The sequence below is a fragment of the Pseudomonas marginalis genome (assembly GCF_001645105.1).
Lineage (GTDB): Bacteria > Pseudomonadota > Gammaproteobacteria > Pseudomonadales > Pseudomonadaceae > Aquipseudomonas > Aquipseudomonas petroselini.
In genome coordinates this window covers 77260-98633 of the sequence record NZ_LKEG01000025.1, presented here as the reverse complement: position 1 = coordinate 98633, position 21374 = coordinate 77260, and the positions used below count along the sequence as shown (strand labels likewise).

Here is a 21374-nt window from a genome sequence, read left to right as displayed (position 1 = left end):
AAGAATCCTTCTTTTTATAGTTTTATCGGTACTGCGAAGCGCTTAACGGGTGCGCGGGTCGAACACTTTGTAGAGGGCATCGCTGATCAGGTTGAGCGCGACAAAGATCAAGCCGATCACCAGCACGCACCCCATCACCGCGTTCATGTCCCCCAGCATCAGGCTGCTGGTGAGGTACTGGCCAAAACCGGGCCAGGCAAACACGGTCTCGATCAGCACGGCGCCTTCGAGCAGCGAGCCGTAGGCCAGGGCCACCACCGTCAGCAACTGCACGAGGATGTTGCGAAAAGCGTGGCCCCACACCACCTGGCGCCGGGACAAGCCTTTGACGCGAGCGGTGATGATGTACTCCTGGGACAGCTGCTCCAGCATGAAGCTGCGGGTCATGCGGCTGATGTAAGCGACCGAATTCAGCCCCAGGATCAGCGCCGGCAGCACGATATGGCGCAAGGCGCTGGTAAAGGCCTCCCAGTCGCGGGCGAGCGCCGTGTCGATCAGCAACAGGCCGGTCACGTCGGGCACCATGCCGTCGTACGCCAGGTCGATGCGCCCTGCACCGCCGGCCCAACCGAGCCAGGCGTAGAACACCAGCAAGCCCATCATGCCCAGCCAGAAAATCGGCGTGGAATAGCCGAACAAGGTGATGACCCGCGCCACGTGATCGCCCATGCGCCCCTGGTTACTGGCGGCACACACGCCCAGCGGCAGGCCGATGACGATGCCGAACAGGATCGCCAGGGTCGCCAGTTCGATGGTCGCGGGGAACACCCGGCGGATGTCATCCAGTACCGGGTGGCCGGTCAACAGTGCGTTGCCGAAGTTACCGTGCAACAGGTCGTTGAGGTACAGGCCGAACTGCGTCCAGATCGGCTTATCCAGCCCCATGGCCCGGTACACCTGGTCGTAGGTGGAGCTGTCGGCGTCCGGCCCGACCACCGCCAGCACGGGGTCGAGCGGCATGACCCGGCCGATGATGAACGTCAGCGCCAGCAGGCCGAGCAAGGTCACCAGGACCGTACCGGCACGCCGGGCTGTGTTGGACGCGCGAGCGCCCATTACCGAGGCAGTCATAACAAACATGGGAAGCTCCTGTGCAGTCGGCATCCGAGGATGCGCGGCCTTAGCGCGTCTTGTAGACGTCCTTGTAGCGGGTAGTGGCGGCCGTGTGCCCCTGGAAATCCGTCACGTCGCTGTAGACCAGCACGGTGTCGGTCATCTGGGATACCGGTAGGATCGCGCCCACTTGCTCGTCGAGCAGTTGCTGGACCTGCCGGTACTGGGCCAGTTGCTTGGCGCCATCGGGCTCGACCTCGGCACGTTCGATCAACTGGTTCAACTCGGGGCTGTAGAACGAGGTGCGCCAGCCTTGGAAGTTGCTCAGTTTGGCTTCGTCACGGTTGTCCGGGTTGTACACCAGGGTACGCAAGCTGGAATGCGGGTGGCGCTCGGCCCCGCCGCCGCCGCGGCCGACGATGATGTCGAAGCTGCGCTCACGCATCGCGCCGTAGATCTGGTTGCCGGTGCCGGTGATGATGCTGGCTTCGATCCCGGCCTGGGCCAGGGTCGATTGCAGGTTGGAGGCGATATTGATGAACGGCGGCTCGGCCAGCACGCGAATGGTGGTCTTGAAACCGTTGGGGTAGCCGGCCTGCGCCAGGAGCGCCTTGGCTTCCTCGACGTTCAGGCGATAGCCCGGGTCCGGCAGGCGCGCGGCCAGGCCCAGCGGCAGTGGGCGCTGGTTGATCAGGCCGTAGTGCGGCATCACCGTCTGGTTGATGCCCTGGTAATCGATCAGCGAACGCACGGCTTTGCGCACGCGGGCGTCGGCGAACATCGGCTGCTTCACGCTCAACGCCACGTAATACAAGGTGCCGCGCTGCAGGGTCTGGGTGCGTACCTTGGGGTTACCCTGCAAGGCCTGGATATCGGGTGCGGACATGCCTTTGGCGATGTCCAGGTCGCCGCGCTCGATCATCAGGCGCAACGACTGGGACTCGGTCATGTTGCGCATGACGATCCGCTTGAGTTTGGCCGGGCCACCCCAGTAGCCGTCGAAACGGGTCATCAGAATCACGTCGTTGGCGCGCCAGTCGTTGAGCACGAACGCGCCGCTGCCGGCCGCGTGGGTGACCAGCCAGGCGGCGCCCATGTCGTTGTTTTTCTGGTGTTCGAGCACGGTTTTACGGTCGAGGATAAACGCACTGGGCGACGTCGCCAGGGTGTTGAGCACCAGCTGCGGGTCGGTCGGGCGTGGCAGTTCGATCACGAAGGTGTTGGGGTCGGTGGCGCGCATGTAGCGCTCGACATTGTCGGCGCTGAAGCCATAGGCCTTCCAGGTGGAAGCCAGCGCCAGGTTCAGCTTGAGCACCCGCTGCAATGACCAGGCGACATCATCGGCACTCAGCGGGTTGCCGGATTGGAATTTCACATCGGTGCGCAGGTTAAAAGTGAGGGTCTTGCGGTCATCGCTGACCTGCCAACGCTCGGCCAGTGCCGGCACCAATTGGTCGGGCCTGGCCACGTCCTGCACCAGCAACATGTCATAGAGATTGGCATTGATCTCCGACACATCCAGCCCGGTGGCCGCGGCCGGATCCAGCGACAGCAGATTGATCATGCTCATGCCGACGATCAACTGATCAGCCGGGGTCTTGGCCTGCACCACAGGGACTGCGCCAACCACCAGGGTCGCCGCCAGCACCCGCGCCCACAGCGAAGGAAGAATGCTCATAGTAAAACGCCTTTCTTATATTTATAGGGCTCGTGGGTGTCCCGGCCGTGGCCGGGACACCTCAGTTCACATCAAAAGCGGTTAAGCGTGTTGGCCTCGACAAATTCGAAATCAATGTCTTCGCCCAGGCCCGGCAAATCGGACAAGTGTACAAACCCATCGCTGTCCATCGGGTCGACCAGGCGCTTGAGGTAGGCCGGTACTTCGTCGTAATCCAAATACGGGTGCAGCAACCCACGCTCGTACCAGGTGCAGTTTTTGATCGCACCGACCACGGCCAGGTTGGCCGCGCCATTGCCGTGAATTTCACAATCCATCCCGAACGACTCGGCCATGTGCGCCACCTTCAGGCACGGGCCGATACCGCCGACGCCGGCCACCCCGGCACGCAGGATGTCGCACACATCATTCTTCACCCAGCTGGCGCGGCTCAAGTGTTTGCCGGACAGGGTTTCCGGGCCCAGTACCGGGATGTCCAACTGGCCCGCCAACCAGGCATAGGATTCGGCGGAGTCTTCCATCATCGGTTCTTCGAACCAGGCGAAATCGAGCTTCTGCAGCTCGCGGCCGATATACAGGGCGTCGGTTCGGTTGTACCAGTGATAGCCGTCGAGCATCAGCGCGATGTCCGGACCCACCGCCTCGCGCACCGCCGCGCAGGCTTTGACGTCAATGCGCGGGCTCGGGGCGAAGGACACAGGCGGCATCCAGGTGTGCAACTTGATCGCCTTGTAGCCGCGCTTGACCAGGGTCTCGGCAAACCGCCCATAGTCGTCGGGCGTGGCCAGGCCGCCGGGCAATTCATCCCCGCACATGGTCGAGCCGTAGGCCGGAACCTTGTCACGAAAACCGCCGATCAGTTTGTGCACCGGCACGCCCAGCTTGCGCCCGGCCCAATCCCACAAGGCCTGCTCCACCAAGGCCAGCGCGCGGTCGGTCAACTGGCTGGCACTGCCGCGCTGCCAGTGCGCGAGGTCGTGCCAGATTTTTTCTCGATCAAAAGCGTTCTGCCCGACCAGCACCTTGCGCACAAACCCATCGAGCACATAAGGGCGGATCAATTCCGGCGGCCCGAACGCGTAACCCTCGGTGCCCTCCTCGGTCTGGATACGCAACAGGGCCATCTTGGCCTGGGCGACTTCGCCGGGATGGGCGTGGCCGGCACTGTCTACTGCGCGGCGAGTCGGGTAGGAAAACACCTGGACGTTGACTGCGGTAATTCTCATGGACGTCTTTAGCCTTCTTATTGAATTTGTGACAGGAGCGTCGCCTGCTGAGAATGATCATAGGTCATCGTACAACATTTGAAAAGCCAACCACTCCGCGACACAAATCTCACTAAAACCCCCGAAATCCCTCGCTTTTAAAGACAACTAAAAATAACAAGGCACGAGAATAACCCAGTATTCATTGCGCATATTTGTAACCAAGTGTTTCAAAACGACCGATAACACGTAGACCACCGCATAGTCATACGATAACGTATGTCGGCGCGCAAAACGTAACAGGTTCGTAACAACTGCCGGCGTCAGGCCGGTAGAACATTCCAACAAAAACAATAAAAGAAGACCGTATGAACACCACCCTACGCACGCTTTTGACTGTCACTGCGCTCGGCCTGCCCTTCTGCGTCAACGCCGACTCCGCCAACATCAACTACCGCCATCAGTTCACCGAAGACGACAGCGCTCACGCTGACCGGATCAAACTCGGCTACCGCATGGACAGCGGCCTGGGATTCGAGGGGGAGTTGAAATACCGCACGGCCGGCGATCGTGAAGACGTCGCCTACGACAACATGATCAACAACGGCCACGAGTTCACGGTGAGCTACAACTACAAGCTCAGCCCGCAATCGACCCTGACCCCGGCGTTCCAAATGGACAGTTCGAAGGACTCGACAACCTACAAGGTCGGCCTCAAGTACAACTACAAGATCAACGACGCGTTCTACGTCGCCACGCGCTATCGACTGGACGCAAAGAAGCTCGACCGCGACCAGATCAACGAGGACATGCCGGATCGCGCCAAGGACAACCAGCACACCAATCGCTTCGAAGGCTGGCTGGGCTATACCCCGGCCAGCAAGTGGGCCTTTGAATACCAGTACATCTATTTCAAGACCGACTACATCCGCTACGACAACAAGAAGAGCGATTACGAACAGAACATGATCGTCAAATACAAACTGACCAAAGAGTGGGCCCCGTTCATGGAAATCGGGGACGTGAAGGTCAACGCCACCAGCGAAGACCGCCAGGCCCGCTGGCGCCTGGGGGTGCAGTACAACTTCATGTAACGCCTATTGGCACTGCAGTCGCGAGTTCGCTGTGGCGAGCTCGCGCCTACACCTCGACAAGGAAGATTCAACGTGACCACAACCAAACCCTTCAACCGCATTCTGTTGACCGGCGCCGCCGGCGGCCTGGGGCAAATCCTGCGGAAAACCCTGCAAGCCCACGCGCATATCGTGCGCGCGTCCGACATCAGCCCCCTGACACCCAGCGCCGGCGCCCATGACGAAGTCGTGCACTGCGACCTGGCCGATAAAAAGGCCGTGCACGCCCTGCTTGAGGACGTGGATGCCATCGTGCACATGGGTGGGATTTCCGTTGAGCGGGCGTTCGAAGCGATTCTCGACGCCAATATCCGCGGCACCTTTCATCTTTATGAAGCGGCACGCAAACACGGGATCAAGCGCGTGGTGTTCGCCAGTTCCAATCACGTCACCGGTTTTCACACACAGGACCAACCCCTGGATGCCCACAGCGAGCGACGCCCGGATGGCTATTACGCCTTGTCCAAGGCCTACGGCGAAGACTTGGCGAGCTTTTACTTCCAGCGCTATGGCATTGAAACGGTCAGTTTGCGCATCGGCTCTTCATTCGCGCAGCCACGCAACCGACGGATGCTGTCGACCTGGCTGAGCTACCGCGACCTGGACCACTTGATTGAGCGCGCCCTGCTCGCGCGTGATGTGGGGCACACCGTGGTCTACGGCGTTTCCGCCAACCGCACGACCTGGTGGGACAACCGCCACGCAGCGCACCTGGGCTTTAACCCGCAGGACAGTTCGGAGGCGTTTCGCGACACCGTCGAGCGCCAGCCGGAGCCTGGCGAGAACGATCCCGACCGGCTGTTTCAGGGCGGCGCGTTCACCGCAGCCGGGCCGTTCGACACCGATTGAGCGGCGCTGGCCGCCGCATAAGACCGGCGCATCCGCTCACGGCTGTTGGACAAGTGCAAGCGCATGGCCGCGCGCGCTGCGTCGGAGTCGCCGCGCGCGATGGCCTGGTAGATCGCCTCGTGCTCGCGGCTCAAGCGTTCTACATAGGGTTCTTTGTCGTTGTTGGCCTGGCGCGTGGAGTGCATGCGCGCACGGGGAATAATGCTCACCTCAAGGTGCAGCATGATGTCGGTGAAGTAGCGGTTGCCGGTGGCGAGGGCGATCTGCTGGTGAAACTGAAAGTCCGCGGCCACCGCATACTCGGCACTGATGGCACTGGATTGGAGAATATCCAGCGAGTCACGCATCAACTGCAACTGCTCAGGGGTGCGCCGGTGGCTGGCCAGGCCGGCGGCCTCCACTTCCAGGCTGATGCGCAGCTCCAGCACCGCCAGTACATCCTCCAACGTGACAATGCTGGCCGGGTCGATACGAAAACCACTCGCGCTCGGGATGTCACACACAAACGTCCCGACGCCATGCCGGGTTTCCACCAGCCCCGCCGCCTGCAGGCGCGAAATCGCCTCGCGGACCACCGTGCGGCTGACGCCATGCTCCTGCATGACCTGCGACTCGGTTGGCAGTTTGGTCGCACACGCCAACTCGCCGGCGTGGATGCGCCGAGATAACTCGGCCACCAGGTCCTCGGCCATGCTGCGGTGCTTTCGACGTGCACTGGGTTGGACGTTCGGGTAGTCCATCGGGCGCGTTATTCTCGGTTTGCGAATGAACCCTCATCATAGCTCAAGCGGTTGTACGACAACATAGCAGCCCCTTACGCCACCTTGAAACGATTGACCAGACGCTGCTGATGCTCGGCCAAACGTGCCAATTCCTGGCTGGTGACCGCCGTCTGCTCTGCCCCGGCACTCACCTGAATAACCAAGTCATTAATCTCGTTCACATTGCGATTGATGTCCTCCGACACCGCACTCTGCTCCTCCGCCGCCGAGGCAATCTGAATGTTGCGATCGCTGATACGCGCCACGCCCTCAGCAATCTCCAACAGCAACTCCCCCGCACGCTCGACCTTGATCGCACCGTCCTGGGCCTTGCCCAAGGTTTCCTGCATAGAGGTGGTCGCGCGGTCCGAACCGGTTTGCAGGTTGCTGATCATCCGCTGGATGCTTCCGGTGGATTCCTGTGTCTTCTGGGCCAGCACCCGCACCTCGGACGCCACCACCGCGAAGCCACGCCCATGATCCCCGGCCCGCGCGGCTTCAATCGCCGCATTCAACGCCAGCAGGTTGGTCTGCTCGGCAATGCCGCGGATAACGTCCAGCACGGAAGAAATCCCATCGCTTTCGTGTTTGAGCTCGCCAATGATCAGCGCTGTTTGCTCGGCCTGCCCCGAGAGCTGGCGGATCAGCGCGATGGTGCTTTCGATCTCGATGCGCCCTTGGGTGGTGCTGGTGTTGACCTGTTGCGACATCTGCGCCGCATCGTTTGTGCTGTGCGCCACCTCGCGCACGGTGGCGCTCATCTCGTTGATCGCCGTGGCGACCAACTCGGTGCTTTGGCGCTGTTGCTCGACGCTCTGACTGGTCTGAATCGTCACCGTGGACGACTCCTCCGCCGCCGTCGCGACCTGTGCGGTGGCGTTGCCGATTTCCTGCACCACCCCACTGATCTCCTCTGCCATGCGATTGAGGTTGCGTGAGATCTGGCCAAACTCGTCCTTGCTCTCATAGGTCGCCCGCGCCGTCAGATCGCGTTGCGCCAAGTCGTTGAGCACGCGGTTTACGTCCCGTACCGCCAAGTCGATCATGCGGATAATCAGGTAGGACAACACCGCCACCGCCAGCAGGGCCACGACCACCGCTCCGAGGGTCAACCACAGGGCGCGGCTGGCGTCATCTCGCTCATGCATCGCCAGGTTGCTGACACTTTGGCTCAGGGCGTCTTCCACTTGGCCCATCAGGTCAATGCGCTGGGTGGAAGTTTCAAACCAGGCTTCGGGTTTGATCCCCAGTGCCTGGCCCATCGGCACCTCGAACGCCAGGCGCTGCAACTTGCCGACGTCGACGGCGGCGGGGTTTTGCATCTGCGTGTCGAACTGTTGCAGTGAGGCCGTGGGTGCCTTGCGCCGGAACGCATCGTAGTAAGCGCCGAATTCGCCCAGGTTGCGGCTGAAGCGCGACAGCAGCGCCTCATCGAAATGCCCTTGGTTGAAGACCAGGCCCAGCAGCACCCGCTCGCGGCCGGCGCGTTCTTTCATTTCGATAAATTGGTTCAGTGCGCCGAGCGCGTAGACAATGGTTGCGTTGTTGACGCTCGCTTCCAGGGAATGGGTGTATCCGATCAGCACGTTAATGATTTCGGTATAACGCGCGCCTGACTCAGTGCTGGTGATGCCGAGTTTATCGACCTGCGCACGCACCGCCGGTAGCTGATCCAGGGCCCGCAGTACGCTGTCCAACGTCGCGCTGCCTGACACCGATAAACCCCGCACCACCGCGACGGCCGCACTGGAGTCTGTGCGCATCTGCGCCATCCGCTCGCCCATGGACTTGCCGCCACTGCCGAGGAATACCCCACTGGCACCGCGTTCACGCTGCAGCGTGGTGATGAGTCGGCTTAACGTCTGGGCAGTGCCGCTGGCCGTGACCGTGGTGTTCATTTCACGCAGCGTCTTGTAGTTGTCTCCCACAAACACGCCGGCCAAGGTCAAGAACCCGAGCATGGGCAGCAGCAGAATCAACAACAGTTTCAGTCGCAGCGGAGCATTCTTAAGCATTTCCCTGAAGCCTCATTTCCATGGTTCACATTGACGCCTGCACGCCAAAATAGTGGCTTCATGATATCACTCATAAAAATGAGTCGACCTTGTCCCACAGCGGCTCATGGGCGCCAATCGGCCTTGTACTGACCCAGATCAACAGTCGGTCAGAAACAGCGCAGCCGATCCGTACGCTTAAGCCATCGCTCAATCCTCTTGAATACTTGCCTAATCCTCCGACTTATCGGATTTCGGATAGATAGCCCTTGTGCGCTGGTCTAGAGTTCGACAATGAGCGGCCGCCGCACTCTCAATACTAAAAATGGCCGCCTCCACCGATGATGAGCAGGTGAGCCATGGAATTACGCATCAACCAAAAAACCTATCAGGTCGACGCCGACGCCGACACGCCCCTGCTGTGGGTGATCCGTGATGACCTGGGGCTGACCGGCACCAAATACGGCTGCGGCCTGGCCCAATGCGGCGCCTGTTCGGTGCTGGTGGATGGCAATGTCGTGCGCAGTTGCGTCACGCCGGTAGCCGGGGTGGTCGGACGCGAAGTCACCACCATTGAAGCCATTGAAACCGATGACGTGGGCAAGCGCGTGGTCGCGGCCTGGGTCGAGCACCAGGTGGCGCAATGTGGTTACTGCCAGTCCGGGCAGGTGATGGCCGCCACCGCGCTGCTCAAGCACACCCCTGCGCCCAGTAAGGCGCAGATCGACGCCGCAATGATCAACCTGTGCCGCTGCGGCACGTATAACGCCATTCACACGGCCGTCGACGAGTTGGCCAAGCAGGAGGGCGTCTGATGAACACGCCTCCTGAACTGCTCGACCTGTTATCCGGTGAACCCGTCAACCTGTCGCGCCGCCGCTTTCTGGCGAGTACTGCCGTGGGTGCGCTGGTCATCGGTTTCGGCTTGCCACTCGGCTCGGCCAGGGTTCAGGCCGCCGCCACCGTAGAACGTGGCACCCAGGTGCCGGCGTTCCTGGAAATCCGCCCGGACGGCAGCGTGCGCCTGCTCAGCCCCTTCATGGAAGGCGGGCAAGGCACGCACACCGCCATGGCACAGATTGTCGGCGAAGAACTGGACGCCGATCCCGCCACCTTCGTGGTCGAGGCCGCTCCGCCCGGCGAAGCTTATGTGGTGATGGAAAACGGCATGCGCATTACCGGCGGCAGCATGTCGGTGCGCATGAGCTACCCGACCATGCGCCGCCTGGGCGCCCTCGCCCGCGCGATGTTGCTGCAGGCCGGGGCCGAGCAGCTCGGTGTACCGCTGGCCGAACTGACCACCCAGCCGGGCCGGGTGGTACACGCCGCGTCCGGCCGCTCGCTGGGCTACGGTGAGTTGGCCGGTCGCGCCCTCGACATGCCGGTACCCGACCCGGCCAGCATCACCCTGCGCGACCCGAGCCAGTTCCGCTGGATCGGCAAGCCGGTCAAGCGCCTGGACGCCTATGACAAATCCACCGGCAAGGCGCTGTACAGCATCGACCTGAAGGTCGACGGCATGCTCCACGCTGCCGTGCAACACGCGCCACGCCTGGGCATGACCGTGGGCGGCGTGCGTAACCAGGCGCAGGTCGAAGCCATGAAAGGCGTGCACTCGGTGCATGTACTGCCCGGCGCAGTGGCCGTGGTCGCTGAACGCTGGTGGCACGCCAAGCGTGCCGTGGAAGCGATCCAGGCCGACTGGCAGGAAGCGGCGTCCGACTCGACAGTGCGCGTGATGCCGGCGGACTTTTCCAGCGATGGCTTCCGCGATTTTCTCGCCGCCCAACAAGGCCCGGCCCGCGACGACGAACACGAAGGCGACGTAGCCGCCGCCTTGGCAGGCGCCAAGACCACAGTCGACGCCACCTACCACAACCAATACCTCAACCACGCCCAGCTGGAGCCGCCATCGGCCCTGGCACGCTACAACGCCGACGGCACGCTGGATATCTGGCTGCCCAACCAGGCGCCGGACATGTTCCGTGCCGACATCGCCAAGCGCGCCGGTCTCGACGTGGCGAAAATCAACCTGCATTCGCCCCTGCTGGGTGGTTTTTTCGGCCGGCATTTCCTGTATGACTCGGCCAACCCGTATCCGCAGGCCATCGCGCTGGCCAAGGCGGTGGGCCGTCCGGTCAAAGTGATCTGGAGCCGCGAGGAAGAGTTCCTGCGTGATGTGCTGCGCCCGGTCGCGGTGGTCAAGTTCCGCGCCGCGCTGGATGACAAAGGCCTGCCGGTGGCCATTGAAGCCGTGAGCGCCACCGAAGGCCCGACCGAAGCCATCGCCGGCAAACAGGGCGAAAAGCTCGACCCCACCGCCCTTGAAGGCTTGTCGGGCAAGGCGTACGCCATCCCCAACAAACGCATCGCACAGATCTACGTCAAAGGCCCGGCGATGCTCGGCTACTGGCGTTCGGTGGGCAATTCGCTGAATGACTTCTTCTATGAAGCGTTCCTCGATGAACTGGCGGACAAAGGCGGGCACGACCCCTATGAGCTGCGCCTGCACCTGCTGCGCGACAACCCACGGCTGACCACCCTGCTGCAAGCGGTGGGCGAATTGTCCGGTGGCTGGAAACGGGGCCCCTTCACCGCCGAGGACGGCAGCCGACGTGCGCGTGGCGTGGCCATGGCTTCGCCGTTCGGCTCCCACGCGGCAGTGATCGCGGAAGTGTCGATCGAAAACGGCCAGGTCAAGGTGCACGATATCTGGCAGGCCATCGACCCCGGCAGCATCGTCAACCCGGCAATCGTCGAAGCGCAGGTGAATGGCGCGGTGGCCTTGGGCTTATCCCAGACCTTGCTCGAAGAAGCGGTGTACGTGAACGGCCTGCCACGGGCGCGCAACTACGACCTCTACCCGATCCTGCCTCCATCGCGCATGGCGCGGGTGCACGTACGGGTTGTCGAAAGTGGCGAAAAGATGGGCGGCATCGGTGAACCGCCGCTGCCCGCCGTCGCGCCTGCGGTGGCCAATGCGGTGGCGCAACTGACCGGCCAGCGTATTCGCAGCCTGCCCATGAGCCGACACACCTTTAGCTGACTTTCAGGAAACGCCCATGAACACCCGTCGATTCGCAAGAACCGCAGGCTGGCTGGCGCTGCCCTGCCTGGTCGCGGCAGGCCTGCTGGCCTGGTATGTCACCCGTGAGCCTGCTACACCGTTTGAAAAGGAACAGGCCGCCGCCTTCGAGCCCGCAGTGGTCAGTCGCGGCGAGTACGTCGCCCGCTTGAGCGATTGCGTGGCCTGCCACAGTTTGCCCGGCAAGGCGCCGTTCGCCGGCGGCCTGGAGATGGCCACGCCGCTGGGGGCGATTCACGCCACCAACATCACCCCGGACCGGGACACCGGCATCGGCGCCTACACGCTGGCCGACTTCGACCGGGCGGTGCGCCACGGCGTCGCGCCGGGTGGCCGGCGGCTGTACCCGGCCATGCCCTACCCGTCTTATGTGAAGCTCAGCGACGACGACATGCGCGCGCTGTACGCGTTTTTCATGCAGGGCGTGCAACCGGCCAAGCAGCCGAATATCCCCAGCGCTATTCCCTGGCCGCTCAACCTGCGCTGGCCGATCGCGCTGTGGAACGGTGTGTTCGCGCCGACCGCCCCTTACGCCGCCAAGCCCGACCAAGACGCACTGTGGAACCGCGGTGCCTACATTGTCCAAGGCCCCGGCCACTGCGGCAGTTGCCACACGCCACGCGGCCTGGCGTTCAATGAAAAGGCGCTGGACGAGTCCGGAACGCCGTTCCTCGCCGGCGCCCTGCTCGACGGCTGGTACGCCCCCAGCCTGCGCCAAGACCCCAACACCGGATTGGGCCGCTGGAGCGAGCCGCAGATCGTGCAATTCCTCAAGACCGGGCGCAACGCCCATGCCGTGGTCTACGGCTCGATGACCGAGGCCTTCAACAACTCCACGCAGTTCATGCAGGACGACGACCTGGCCGCCATCGCCCGCTACCTCAAGTCGCTGCCCGGCGACCCGCAGCGTGACGGCGCGCCGTGGCAATATCAGGCGGTAACCGCAGGCCAGGACACGCCCGGTGCCCACACCTATGCGACGCGCTGCGCCTCCTGCCACGGCCTCGACGGCAAGGGCCAGCCGGAATGGATGCCCCCCCTGGCCGGCGCCACCTCGGCACTGGCCAAGGAAAGTGCATCCGCGATCAACATCACGCTCAACGGCTCACAACGCGTAGTCGCCGCCGGCGTGCCAGATGCCTACCGCATGCCGGCGTTTCGTGAGCAATTGTCCGACCCGGAAATCGCCCAGGTGCTGACCTACATGCGCAGTACATGGGGCAACAACGGTGGCGCGGTCGACGCGAAAGCGGTGCGCGAGTTGCGCGGGCATACGGACCCGGCGAGCAGCAGCCCGATCATTTTGCATATGCGCTAAAGGGCGATAGGCCTAAAGCCACCTGTGGTGAGGGAGCTTGCTCCCGTTGGGTCGCGAAGCGGCCCCAGCACTTTGTTTAAAAAGGCTGGGACTGCTGCGCAGTCCAACGGGAGCAAGCTCCCTCGCCACAGGTACCGTGTTCCGCCTTCCGAGATGAACCGGTAGACGCACGAAAACCGGTCAAATACGGCTATTTGCCAACGTCCAACTGAACCTCAGCTGAAGACAATCGCTATCGCGATTAAACCGTTTGATTAATACCCATGGGTGTTCGGATCATGGCCGGCCTGTTTAACAAGGCCTGGCCGCCTGGAATGAACCACTCAGGACAACGCCGTTGCCCCTCCGGAATCCCTTTGTGCGGTACCTGTCAGCCTCCGTGCTGTCGGCCTCTTTGCTAACACCACAGTTGGCCCTGGCGGCAAGTCATCCCGACGGTTTTGCCAAGGCCGTAACCGGTGGTGGCGAAGTTGCGGCCGTGCATCCCGCCACGGCGGCCGAACTGAAAAAAGCACTGTGTGCACGCTTCGACACGCGCGGCAATTGCACCGATGACACTCCGCGCGTTATTGCCTTGGACCATGTCTTCGATTTTCGCAGCTCGGTGGTGACCGACGGCAGTGCCCACGTGACAGAGGCCGGGTGCATGGCCAACGCCTGTCCCCATGGCGGTGGGCAATGGGCAATCGACGGCGCCAACCATTTGTGCCAGTCGAAACCACCCGCCACGGTGACCTATGACAAAGCCGGCTTGCAGCGCCTGAAGGTGGGCTCGAACAAGACCTTATTGGGCGTTGGGGCCCATGCCGGTATCCAGGGCATGGGGTTGTTCATCGGGAGCGGCGCGCACAATGTCATTGTGCGCAACCTGACCCTGTCGGACATCAACCCACGCGTGGTCTGGGGCGGCGATGCACTCACCCTGGACGATGCCGATGGCGTGTGGATCGACCACGACACCTTTGCGCGTATTGGGCGGCAGATGATCGTGACCGGTTGGGGCAGCGCGACCCATGTGACGATTTCCAACAACGAATTCGACGGCCGCACGCCCTACTCCGCGACCTGTGATGGTCACCATTATTGGGTGTGGCTGTTTCTGGGCCATCACGACACGCTGACGCTGCTCAGAAACTATGTGCACGACACGTCGGGCCGGGCGCCCCATTCGGGCGGCATGGGCGATGCCGAGGTGCGCGCGCAACTGGTCAATAACCTGTTTGCCCACCTGACGTACCAGGGCGCGATCATGTCCCGTACCGCCAGCTCCCATTTGCTGGTGGAAGGCAATGCGTTCGAAGACGTGGCACACCCGTTGTTCAACGATACCCGGCAACCGGGCACGGCGTACGCGCTCTTCGATCCCGTCGCGCAGTCGGCCACCGACACCTGCCAGGCCGCGCTAGGCAGGCCCTGTGTGGCTAACCTGCAGCACCTGAGTGGCGACGACTATCGTCCCCAGGATGCCGCGGCACTGGAGGCGTTCAGGGCATACCGTCAATACCTGGTTACCCCGCAGCCCGCCGATAGTGTGCGGATTGAAGTCCCACGCGACGCGGGTGCGGGCCACCTCAATCCAGGCAGCCACTGATGCGACGATTCCTGCTGATGGTGTGTTGTACGCTTGCGGCCCAGGCACACGCCGCCGGCTTCGGCTTCACGCGCACCGACGCCCGAATCGTCGTCGACACCGGTGCAGACCTGCTGTTCAGCGTGGACACACGCAATGGCGACCTGGTCTCCATGCGGTACCGCGACAGTGAATTGCAGACCACCGAGCCCAAAGCCTCGCAGCTTGCATCCGGCCTGGGCAGCGCGCAAGTGGACGCGCGCACGGTGGCGGACGTGATTGTCATCAGTGCTCGCGCGGGCAATGTGATCCACTACTACCTGGCGAAAAAAGGACGCGCAGCCATTTACATGGCGACCTACGCGCCAACCCTGCTACCGGTGGGCGAGCTGCGCTTTGTTGCGCGGCTCAACGTCAGCAAGCTGCCCAAGGCCGATCGCGGCACCGACTCCAACGTCGGCACGGCGATCGAAGGCAAGGATGTGTTTCTGCTGCCCGACGGGCGCACCAGCTCCAAGTTCTATTCGGCACACGCGATGATCGACGACCCTCTGCACGCGGTCAAAGGCACGGGCGTGGCGGTCTACATGTTGATGGGCAACCGTGAGCTCAGTGCTGGGGGGCCGTTTTTCAAAGATATCGCCACCCAGAAAACGCCGATCACCCATGAGCTGTACAACTACATGTTCTCCAATCACACCCAGACCGAAGCCTATCGCGGCGGCTTGCACGGGGTGTACGGGCTGTTATTTACCGACGGTGGCGCGCCCTCCGACACCGTGAAAGACCTGAGCTTCGTCAACGATAACCTCGGCCTTGCCGGCTTCCTGGGCAGCATAGGACGAGGAGCGCTGGCCGGTCAGGTTTCGGGCGTGGCCAGTGCATTGCCGGCGGTAATCGGCTTGAGCAATGCCGGCGCCGAATATTGGGCCCGTGCCGAAGACAGCGGCCGGTTCCAGTTGACGGGGATACGTCCAGGGCAGTACCGGGTAACGCTCTATCAGAATGAGTTGGAGGTGGCGCAGCGCAGCGTTGATATCAACGCGGGAGCCACTACGCAGACGCGCCTGCAGGCGCAACCGTCGACAGGCCAAGTGAAATGGCAAATCGGTACACCTGATGGCACTCCGGCAGGGTTTCTTAACGCGCACTTGCTCGCCTCCGCTCATCCCAGCGACTCACGCATGGCACCGTGGAAGCCGGTCACCTACACCCTCGGCACCAGCCGCCCTAACGAGTTTCCCGCCGCACAATGGCGTGACATCAACACCCCCACGCGCATCACCTTCATGCTGGCCGCCCACCAAGTGCGCGACGCTCGCCTGCGCCTGTTCATTTCCCTGGCTCAAGCCGGTGGGCGCCCGCAGGTGAGCGTCAATCAGCGCTGGCAGGCGCCCGTGCCACCGGCGTCGAACCAGCCGGACAGCCGGGGCATCACCCGTGGGACTTATCGGGGTAATAACGTGGTGTTTGAGGTCAGCATCCCCGCCAGCGCGTTGCAGGTTGGCGTGAACACACTGGAGATCGGTGTTGCATCGGGCAACACCGGTAAAGGCTTTCTGAGCCCGGGTTTTGTGTTCGATAGCGTGCAGTGGGTTCAGTAATGATCACTGGCACTCGGTCAGTCCATTTCACATCAGCAAAGGCTTGTTCTGCGGCGTATCAAGCGGGATATCGAGGGTGAAGGTTGCGCCCTGTCCAGCCCCGTCGCTGTGCATGGTCAAGCGGCCACCCATTTCCTGCGCGGCGAGCGCGCAGCTGTGCAGGCCAAAACCGTGACCGTCTTTGCGCGTAGTGAAGCCATGCGAAAAGATACGCGCCAGGTGCTCAGGCGCAATCCCGTTGCCGTTGTCGGCCACCGACATTCGCAACACTGATCCGTCAACGAGGGACGCATCGAGGGTGATGCACGGGTTGCGATCGACCACGCCGTCCATCGCCTGCCTGGCGTTGCCGATCAGGTTCACCAGAATCAGCAACACCCGGTGCCGGTCCAGAGACAGCAGGGGCAAGTCGGCAATCTCCTTGACTACCGCCACCTCCTGGCGCGCCCGTGATCCGGCGCTCAGGCGCAAGGCGTCCTCGATTAACGCTGGCACCGAGACTGTTTCGACGACACTGACGGCAACGGCATAGGACTGCTGGGCAGCAACAATGGCTTTGATGTGGTCAATGCCCTTGGTGAGTTGTTCGAGTTCTTCGATGATGCCCTGTTGCTCCGCCGTCACCACTTCCGCCAGCTTGAGCAGGTAGCCGGGCAGCATCTGTCCTTTGGGGTCGCTGGAGAGAAAATCGCTCAGGTCATCGACGTGTTCGTTCATCATCTGAGCCACCTTGCCCAGCCCTTGGGCTTTGGAGGTGCGCATCTGGCTGCTGACCAGTTCCGCCGATACGTTCACGCTGTTGAGGACGTTGCCGACGTTGTGCAGCACCGTCGTGGCAATTTCGGCCATGCCCGCCTGACGGGATTTTGCCTGCAGTTCGGTTTGCACTTGGCTCATGCGTAGCGCCGCACGTACACGCGCCTTGAGCTCCAGCGGCGAGAACGGTTTGGCGATATAGTCGTCGGCGCCACTCTCCAGCCCGGAGACGCAGGCCTCGCTGCCGCCGCGAGCGGTTAACAAGATCACGGGTAAATGGGCGAAGCCGGCGCTGGCTTTGATTCTGGCTGTCAGGCCAAAGCCGTCGAGCTCCGGCATCATTACATCCGAGAGGACGACATCGATGGGCCGACGCTGCAGGAGTGCCCAGGCCTGCTCGCCATCAGCTGCGGTGGCGACGATGTAATCATCGTGCAAAAGCTCGCTGAGGTAGCTCAGCATTTCCGGGCTGTCGTCGACCACGAGCACCCTGGACTGCGAGGCGTGTTCCAAGTGCTGCTCGTCATCTTCGCCTTGCATCGAAACGCGGTCGTTGCCGCTGCCTTGGCGACCGTGGTCGAAACGCAGGTGGCGCTGCTCGGTGGTGCTCGTTGTGCTCGCCAGTGATCGCTCGTGCATATCGCTGGCTTCGGTCGGCAAGGTGTCTTGCTCATCACCCAGCGGAAGGCGAACGAAGAAGCACGAGCCTTGTCCGGGCTCACTGTTGACGCCGACTTCGCCCCCCATCAGTTCGACCAGATACTTGACCAGGGCAAGACCGATGCCCGTGCCGCTGTAGTGGCGCGTGGCGGAATTGTCGATCTGGGAAAAACGCTGGAACAGCAGCGGCAGTTTGTCTGGCGCAATGCCAATGCCCGAGTCTTGCACCGCGAGTTCAAATCGCTCGCCATCAAGCGCAGTGACGGCCAGGTGCACGGTGCCGCCAGCGGGCGTGAACTTGATGGCATTGCTTACCAGGTTGAGGAGAATCTTCTCGAAGTGTCGGGGGTCCAGGAACACCGTACCGAGGGCGGGATCGATGCTGCAGGTCAAGGTGCAGCCTTTGCCCTCGGCCACCATGGCGGCATCCTCCGCCAGCACCCCCACCATCTTGTTCAGGTCAATGGGCGCCGGACACAACTCAAACTTGCCCGCTTCGGCCTTGGAGAAATCGAGGATGTCGTTCACCCGGTTCATCAAGCGCAGCGCGTTGCGTTGGGCGCGGTCGATTTGCACACGCCAGTCCGCCGGCGGGAGGGTCGCCGCCGAGAGCTGCTCCAGGGGGGCGAGAATGAGGGTCAGGGGGGTGCGCAGTTCGTGGCTGACGGTGGCCACAAAATCGCTCTTTGCCTGGTTAGCCGTCTCGGCCTGGTTGCGCGCCTGAATCAGCTCGACGGCCTGCGCCTCCAGCACCTCGGTCTGTTGGTGCAACGTGTCGGTCCGTTCGGCGACCATTCTTTCCAAAGAGGCCTGGACTTGCTGCCGTTCGGCTTCAGCCTCGGCCTCCAGTACCCGAATACGCAGGGCATTCTCCTGGAACACCCGTACGGCGCGGGTCATGATCCCTATCTCGTCGCCGCGTCCAGCGCTGGCAATCGCGGCGTTCAGGTCGCCGGCCGCAAGCCGGCGCATGGCCGAGGCCAACGCCACGATGGGCTGCGCGACAAACCGCGACGTGCTCCAGGCGATGGCGCTTGCGAGCAGGATGGCAACGGTACCCGCGACCACCGTCGCAAGCATTCCGCGATCATTGTGAACCAAGGCCTCGGAGCGCGCTTCACCCGCGAAGCGCGCAACCAACAGGCCGGCGCTCCGTGCCTCATTGCGAACCTGGTCGCGCGCGCCGCTCAAGGAGTTGCTCGCCTGATGGAACCTCGCGAATGCCGCCCGGTAACCGGCGATCTGATCGTAGACCGTCAAGGCCGTAGCCTTGGTTTGCAACCCTACGGACGAAGGGAGAACCCGCGAGAGACGGGAGAGTTCGTCCAGGATGGCGCCGACCGCGCTGGCGACCTCGGGCGACGGTGACAAGCGAAACGACAAGGTCTGCGCCTCAAGGGTGGCAACACGCTCGGCGAAACGCTTGGACAGCGCGGCTGCATTTTGCAGTAAACCCGTGGCGGCCTGAATGTCATTGGCGTCATGGGCAACGTGCTCGTCCAGTTCACCCAACATCGCTTCAAGGCGCTCGGCCACATCCCCAAGGACGGCGAGATGCCGCAACGCCTCGCCTCCCCGGAGCTTGGGCGCCTCGCCAAGGTGCTCGACCGCCAGGCAGGCAGCAGCGACCGCCGTCGTCAACTGATCCAGGGCCTCAACCTGCTGCGGCGCCGCCATCACCTCGCGCAATTGCTCGACCACGGGCGGCAGTGCCGCGCAGGTGTCCCGCGCCGCGATGCCGGCCGCACGATCACCGGTCACCAGCATCTTGGCCAGATTGGCGGTGATGATCCGTTCGCTGTTGCGCAGGATATCCAGGATGCGGTGGGCGCTTTCGATGTTGCTTACCCGCACCTGATGGTCGGCGGCACGCGAAACAATCTCCTTCAGCCCGTCGGCAATGCCCTGTTCGACGAGGATCGTCGCCTCTCGCATCCGGCCGTAGTGGGCGGTCATGTTCTCCGTTTCGCCATCCATGGTCAGGGTCGCAGCCCGCAAGGTAGCGATTGCCGCGGCAAGCCTCTGCAGACTGCCCTTGAGCGATTGCGCCTCTGCCACCGGAATGGCAGTGAGGCCGACGATAGCCGTCGCCACCATGCCTTCGGCCTGGATCAGGCTTTCCTGGTCGCGGGTGGCGATAAAATTTTCCACCCGCCCCGTGGCCGCGTTGACCGACGCCAGGATTTCCGCAGAATGGCTGGCCGAATCCACTGCACGTACCATGCCTCGCAGGCCGTAGAGGTTCACCAGCGATACCGCCAGCATCAGGAACACCAGTGCAGCGACCGCCAGGCCAATTTTGACGGCAATGGGCCTGTCCCTGAAGGGTTTGAATGTCAACATGGCACCTCGCATCCCCGCCCGCCGCTACGGCTTCATCACCTCTGGCAAAGGCGCGGGCGCCACCGTATTATTGTTGGCCGCGTCGATCATCCCCACAACGGACGCCTGGCTGTAGAGCGGATTGGCAGCGCCGCCCACGGGCATAGTGGCGAGCCAGGCGTCCAGGTCTTTCGCATCGATGCGCACCAGCGGTACCTCGACGAACTTCGGCACCTGCTTGCCCGCCAGAATCTGCTGGGCCACCCAGAACCCCACTTGGGAGACGCTCGGGGAGGCGGAGACCGAGACGGTCTCGTAGCCGTTGGCATCGCGTTCCTGTTGCCACAGGGCGAGTTCGTCTTGACGGTTCCCCATCACAATGATCGGCAACGGGCGTCCCGCCGCCTTGAACGCCATGGCGGCGCCATAACCGTCGCCCCCTTGAGTAGCGACGGCATCAATGCGGGGCAGCGACGCCAGCGCCAGCGCCACCTCCTTGCGTGCGACGGACGCCGTCCAGTTCCCGTACACGGTCTTGGCGAACTTCAGGCCAGGGTAATCGCTGGCGGCCTTGCGAATGCCGTCGCTGATATTTTTATCGGTGGCATCGCCGGCAATGCCGCGGATCTCTAACAGCGTTCCGCTGCCCTTGAGGCGCTCGGCGATATAGTCCATTTCCACGCGGCCCATGGCGGACCAATTGTAGTCCACGGTATAGACGCAAGGTTCGGTGACCAGGCTGGCCATGACGACCACCACGATGCCGGCATTGCAGGCATCGCGGATCACTCCGTTGAGGGCTGTGTCGGACGCGGCCAGGATGACGATCGCGTTGACGCCCTTGACGATCATGTCCTGGATCTGGGCAGCTTGTTCCGACGCCGAGTTATTGGCGCTGACCACCGGGGCCTCCCGGATCACGCCATCCTTTTGCGCTTGGAGCGCAATCTCCTGCCAGTTGCGTACCATCACCTTGCGAAAATCGCTGCCGGCATAGGAGTTGCTGAAGGCAATGCTATGACTTGCGGTTGAGTCGCCGGCGGCCTGGGCTGGATTGGCAACAACCATCACCAGCCCGGTCACGCAGCCGGCGAAGCGCCATAAGCTTCTGTGGATTGATTTAGCGTTCATGCTGTTCTCCATCGTGCATGGGATTTACCAAAAAGTAATCCACCAGCACCCGGCGACAGCCTGGATCGACTGCTTGGTCTGGTTGGAGCAGTCGCTCATAGTCGGGAAGGCGCTTGCCTCTCTGGTTGCTCCTGGGTTTGCACGCCATCGACGCTCAAACCTATGCGAACATAGCGGGCGAAACTGATGAGGCAGAATGGGTCGCAGCAAGCCCAGATCACAGCAGTGCCGACGAAAGCCACTGCGATAATGCCT

At 62.6% G+C, this 21374-nt stretch carries 13 protein-coding genes and 3 pseudogenes; 7 read left to right on the top strand and 9 right to left on the bottom strand.

All coding sequences use genetic code 11. From position 1 onward, the window contains the following. Positions 1-42: 42 nt before the first annotated feature. From AO064_RS04585 to AO064_RS04575, 3 genes are all read right to left on the bottom strand, one after another. Positions 43-1080, bottom strand: a complete 1038-nt coding sequence (locus tag AO064_RS04585; protein WP_012723508.1) for an ABC transporter permease — start codon at positions 1078-1080, stop codon at positions 43-45. Positions 1081-1120: 40 nt separating this feature from the next. Next, the gene (locus tag AO064_RS04580; RefSeq protein ID WP_064052566.1) at positions 1121-2731 is read right to left on the bottom strand and encodes an ABC transporter substrate-binding protein; all 1611 of its coding nucleotides are present in this window, start codon (positions 2729-2731) and stop codon (positions 1121-1123) included. A 71-nt stretch (positions 2732-2802) separates the two neighbouring features. After that, entirely contained in the window at positions 2803-3957 is a 1155-nt protein-coding gene (locus tag AO064_RS04575) for a mandelate racemase family protein (RefSeq protein ID WP_064052565.1), read from the bottom strand. A gap of 347 nt (positions 3958-4304) precedes the next feature. On the opposite strand from AO064_RS04575, the gene AO064_RS04570 reads away from it, so the two are divergent. Then, on the top strand, positions 4305-5030 hold the full coding sequence (locus AO064_RS04570; RefSeq protein WP_012723504.1) for an oligogalacturonate-specific porin KdgM family protein: 726 nt from the start codon (positions 4305-4307) through the stop codon (positions 5028-5030). A 72-nt stretch (positions 5031-5102) separates the two neighbouring features. Continuing rightward, positions 5103-5918, top strand: coding sequence for an NAD-dependent epimerase/dehydratase family protein (locus tag AO064_RS04565; protein WP_064052564.1), 816 nt, complete (start codon positions 5103-5105; stop codon positions 5916-5918). Here the strand turns inward: AO064_RS04565 and AO064_RS04560 are convergent. Beyond that, positions 5873-6658 carry a FadR/GntR family transcriptional regulator gene (locus tag AO064_RS04560; protein ID WP_012723502.1) on the bottom strand — a complete coding sequence of 262 codons (786 nt, stop codon included), beginning with the start codon at positions 6656-6658 and terminating at the stop codon, positions 5873-5875. The genes AO064_RS04565 and AO064_RS04560 overlap by 46 nt on opposite strands. 74 nt (positions 6659-6732) lie before the next feature. Continuing rightward, positions 6733-8640 carry a methyl-accepting chemotaxis protein gene (locus AO064_RS04555; RefSeq protein WP_375232536.1) on the bottom strand — a complete coding sequence of 636 codons (1908 nt, stop codon included), beginning with the start codon at positions 8638-8640 and terminating at the stop codon, positions 6733-6735. 392 nt (positions 8641-9032) lie between these two features. On the opposite strand from AO064_RS04555, the gene AO064_RS04550 reads away from it, so the two are divergent. The 5 genes from AO064_RS04550 to AO064_RS04530 all read left to right on the top strand — a co-directional run bounded on the left by AO064_RS04550 (position 9033) and on the right by AO064_RS04530 (position 16250). Then, positions 9033-9488, top strand: a complete 456-nt coding sequence (locus AO064_RS04550) for a (2Fe-2S)-binding protein (protein WP_046035403.1) — start codon at positions 9033-9035, stop codon at positions 9486-9488. After that, positions 9488-11719: a xanthine dehydrogenase family protein molybdopterin-binding subunit gene (locus AO064_RS04545; RefSeq protein WP_064052562.1), complete on the top strand. Its 2232-nt coding sequence runs from the start codon at positions 9488-9490 to the stop codon at positions 11717-11719. The genes AO064_RS04550 and AO064_RS04545 overlap by 1 nt, the downstream gene beginning before the upstream one ends. 16 nt (positions 11720-11735) lie before the next feature. After that, positions 11736-13076 carry a c-type cytochrome gene (locus AO064_RS04540; RefSeq protein WP_064052561.1) on the top strand — a complete coding sequence of 447 codons (1341 nt, stop codon included), beginning with the start codon at positions 11736-11738 and terminating at the stop codon, positions 13074-13076. A gap of 358 nt (positions 13077-13434) precedes the next feature. Beyond that, complete coding sequence (locus tag AO064_RS04535; protein WP_064052560.1) at positions 13435-14667, top strand: pectate lyase family protein; 1233 nt, start codon at positions 13435-13437, stop codon at positions 14665-14667. Beyond that, entirely contained in the window at positions 14667-16250 is a 1584-nt protein-coding gene (locus tag AO064_RS04530; RefSeq protein ID WP_064052559.1) for a rhamnogalacturonan lyase B N-terminal domain-containing protein, read from the top strand. The genes AO064_RS04535 and AO064_RS04530 overlap by 1 nt, the downstream gene beginning before the upstream one ends. Before the next feature lie 27 nt (positions 16251-16277). Here AO064_RS04530 and AO064_RS31670 read toward each other — a convergent pair. The 4 genes and pseudogenes from AO064_RS31670 to AO064_RS04520 form a co-directional block, all read right to left on the bottom strand. Next, positions 16278-16628: pseudogene (locus AO064_RS31670) on the bottom strand (ATP-binding protein); the annotation flags it as partial. A gap of 519 nt (positions 16629-17147) precedes the next feature. Then, positions 17148-17483: pseudogene (locus tag AO064_RS31665) on the bottom strand (response regulator transcription factor); the annotation flags it as partial. A 213-nt stretch (positions 17484-17696) separates the two neighbouring features. Next, positions 17697-18746 (bottom strand): annotated as a pseudogene (locus AO064_RS31660) (sensor histidine kinase); the annotation flags it as partial. A 1287-nt stretch (positions 18747-20033) separates the two neighbouring features. Continuing rightward, the gene (locus AO064_RS04520) at positions 20034-21119 is read right to left on the bottom strand and encodes an ABC transporter substrate-binding protein (protein ID WP_122256289.1); all 1086 of its coding nucleotides are present in this window, start codon (positions 21117-21119) and stop codon (positions 20034-20036) included. Between the last annotated feature and the right edge of the window lie 255 nt (positions 21120-21374).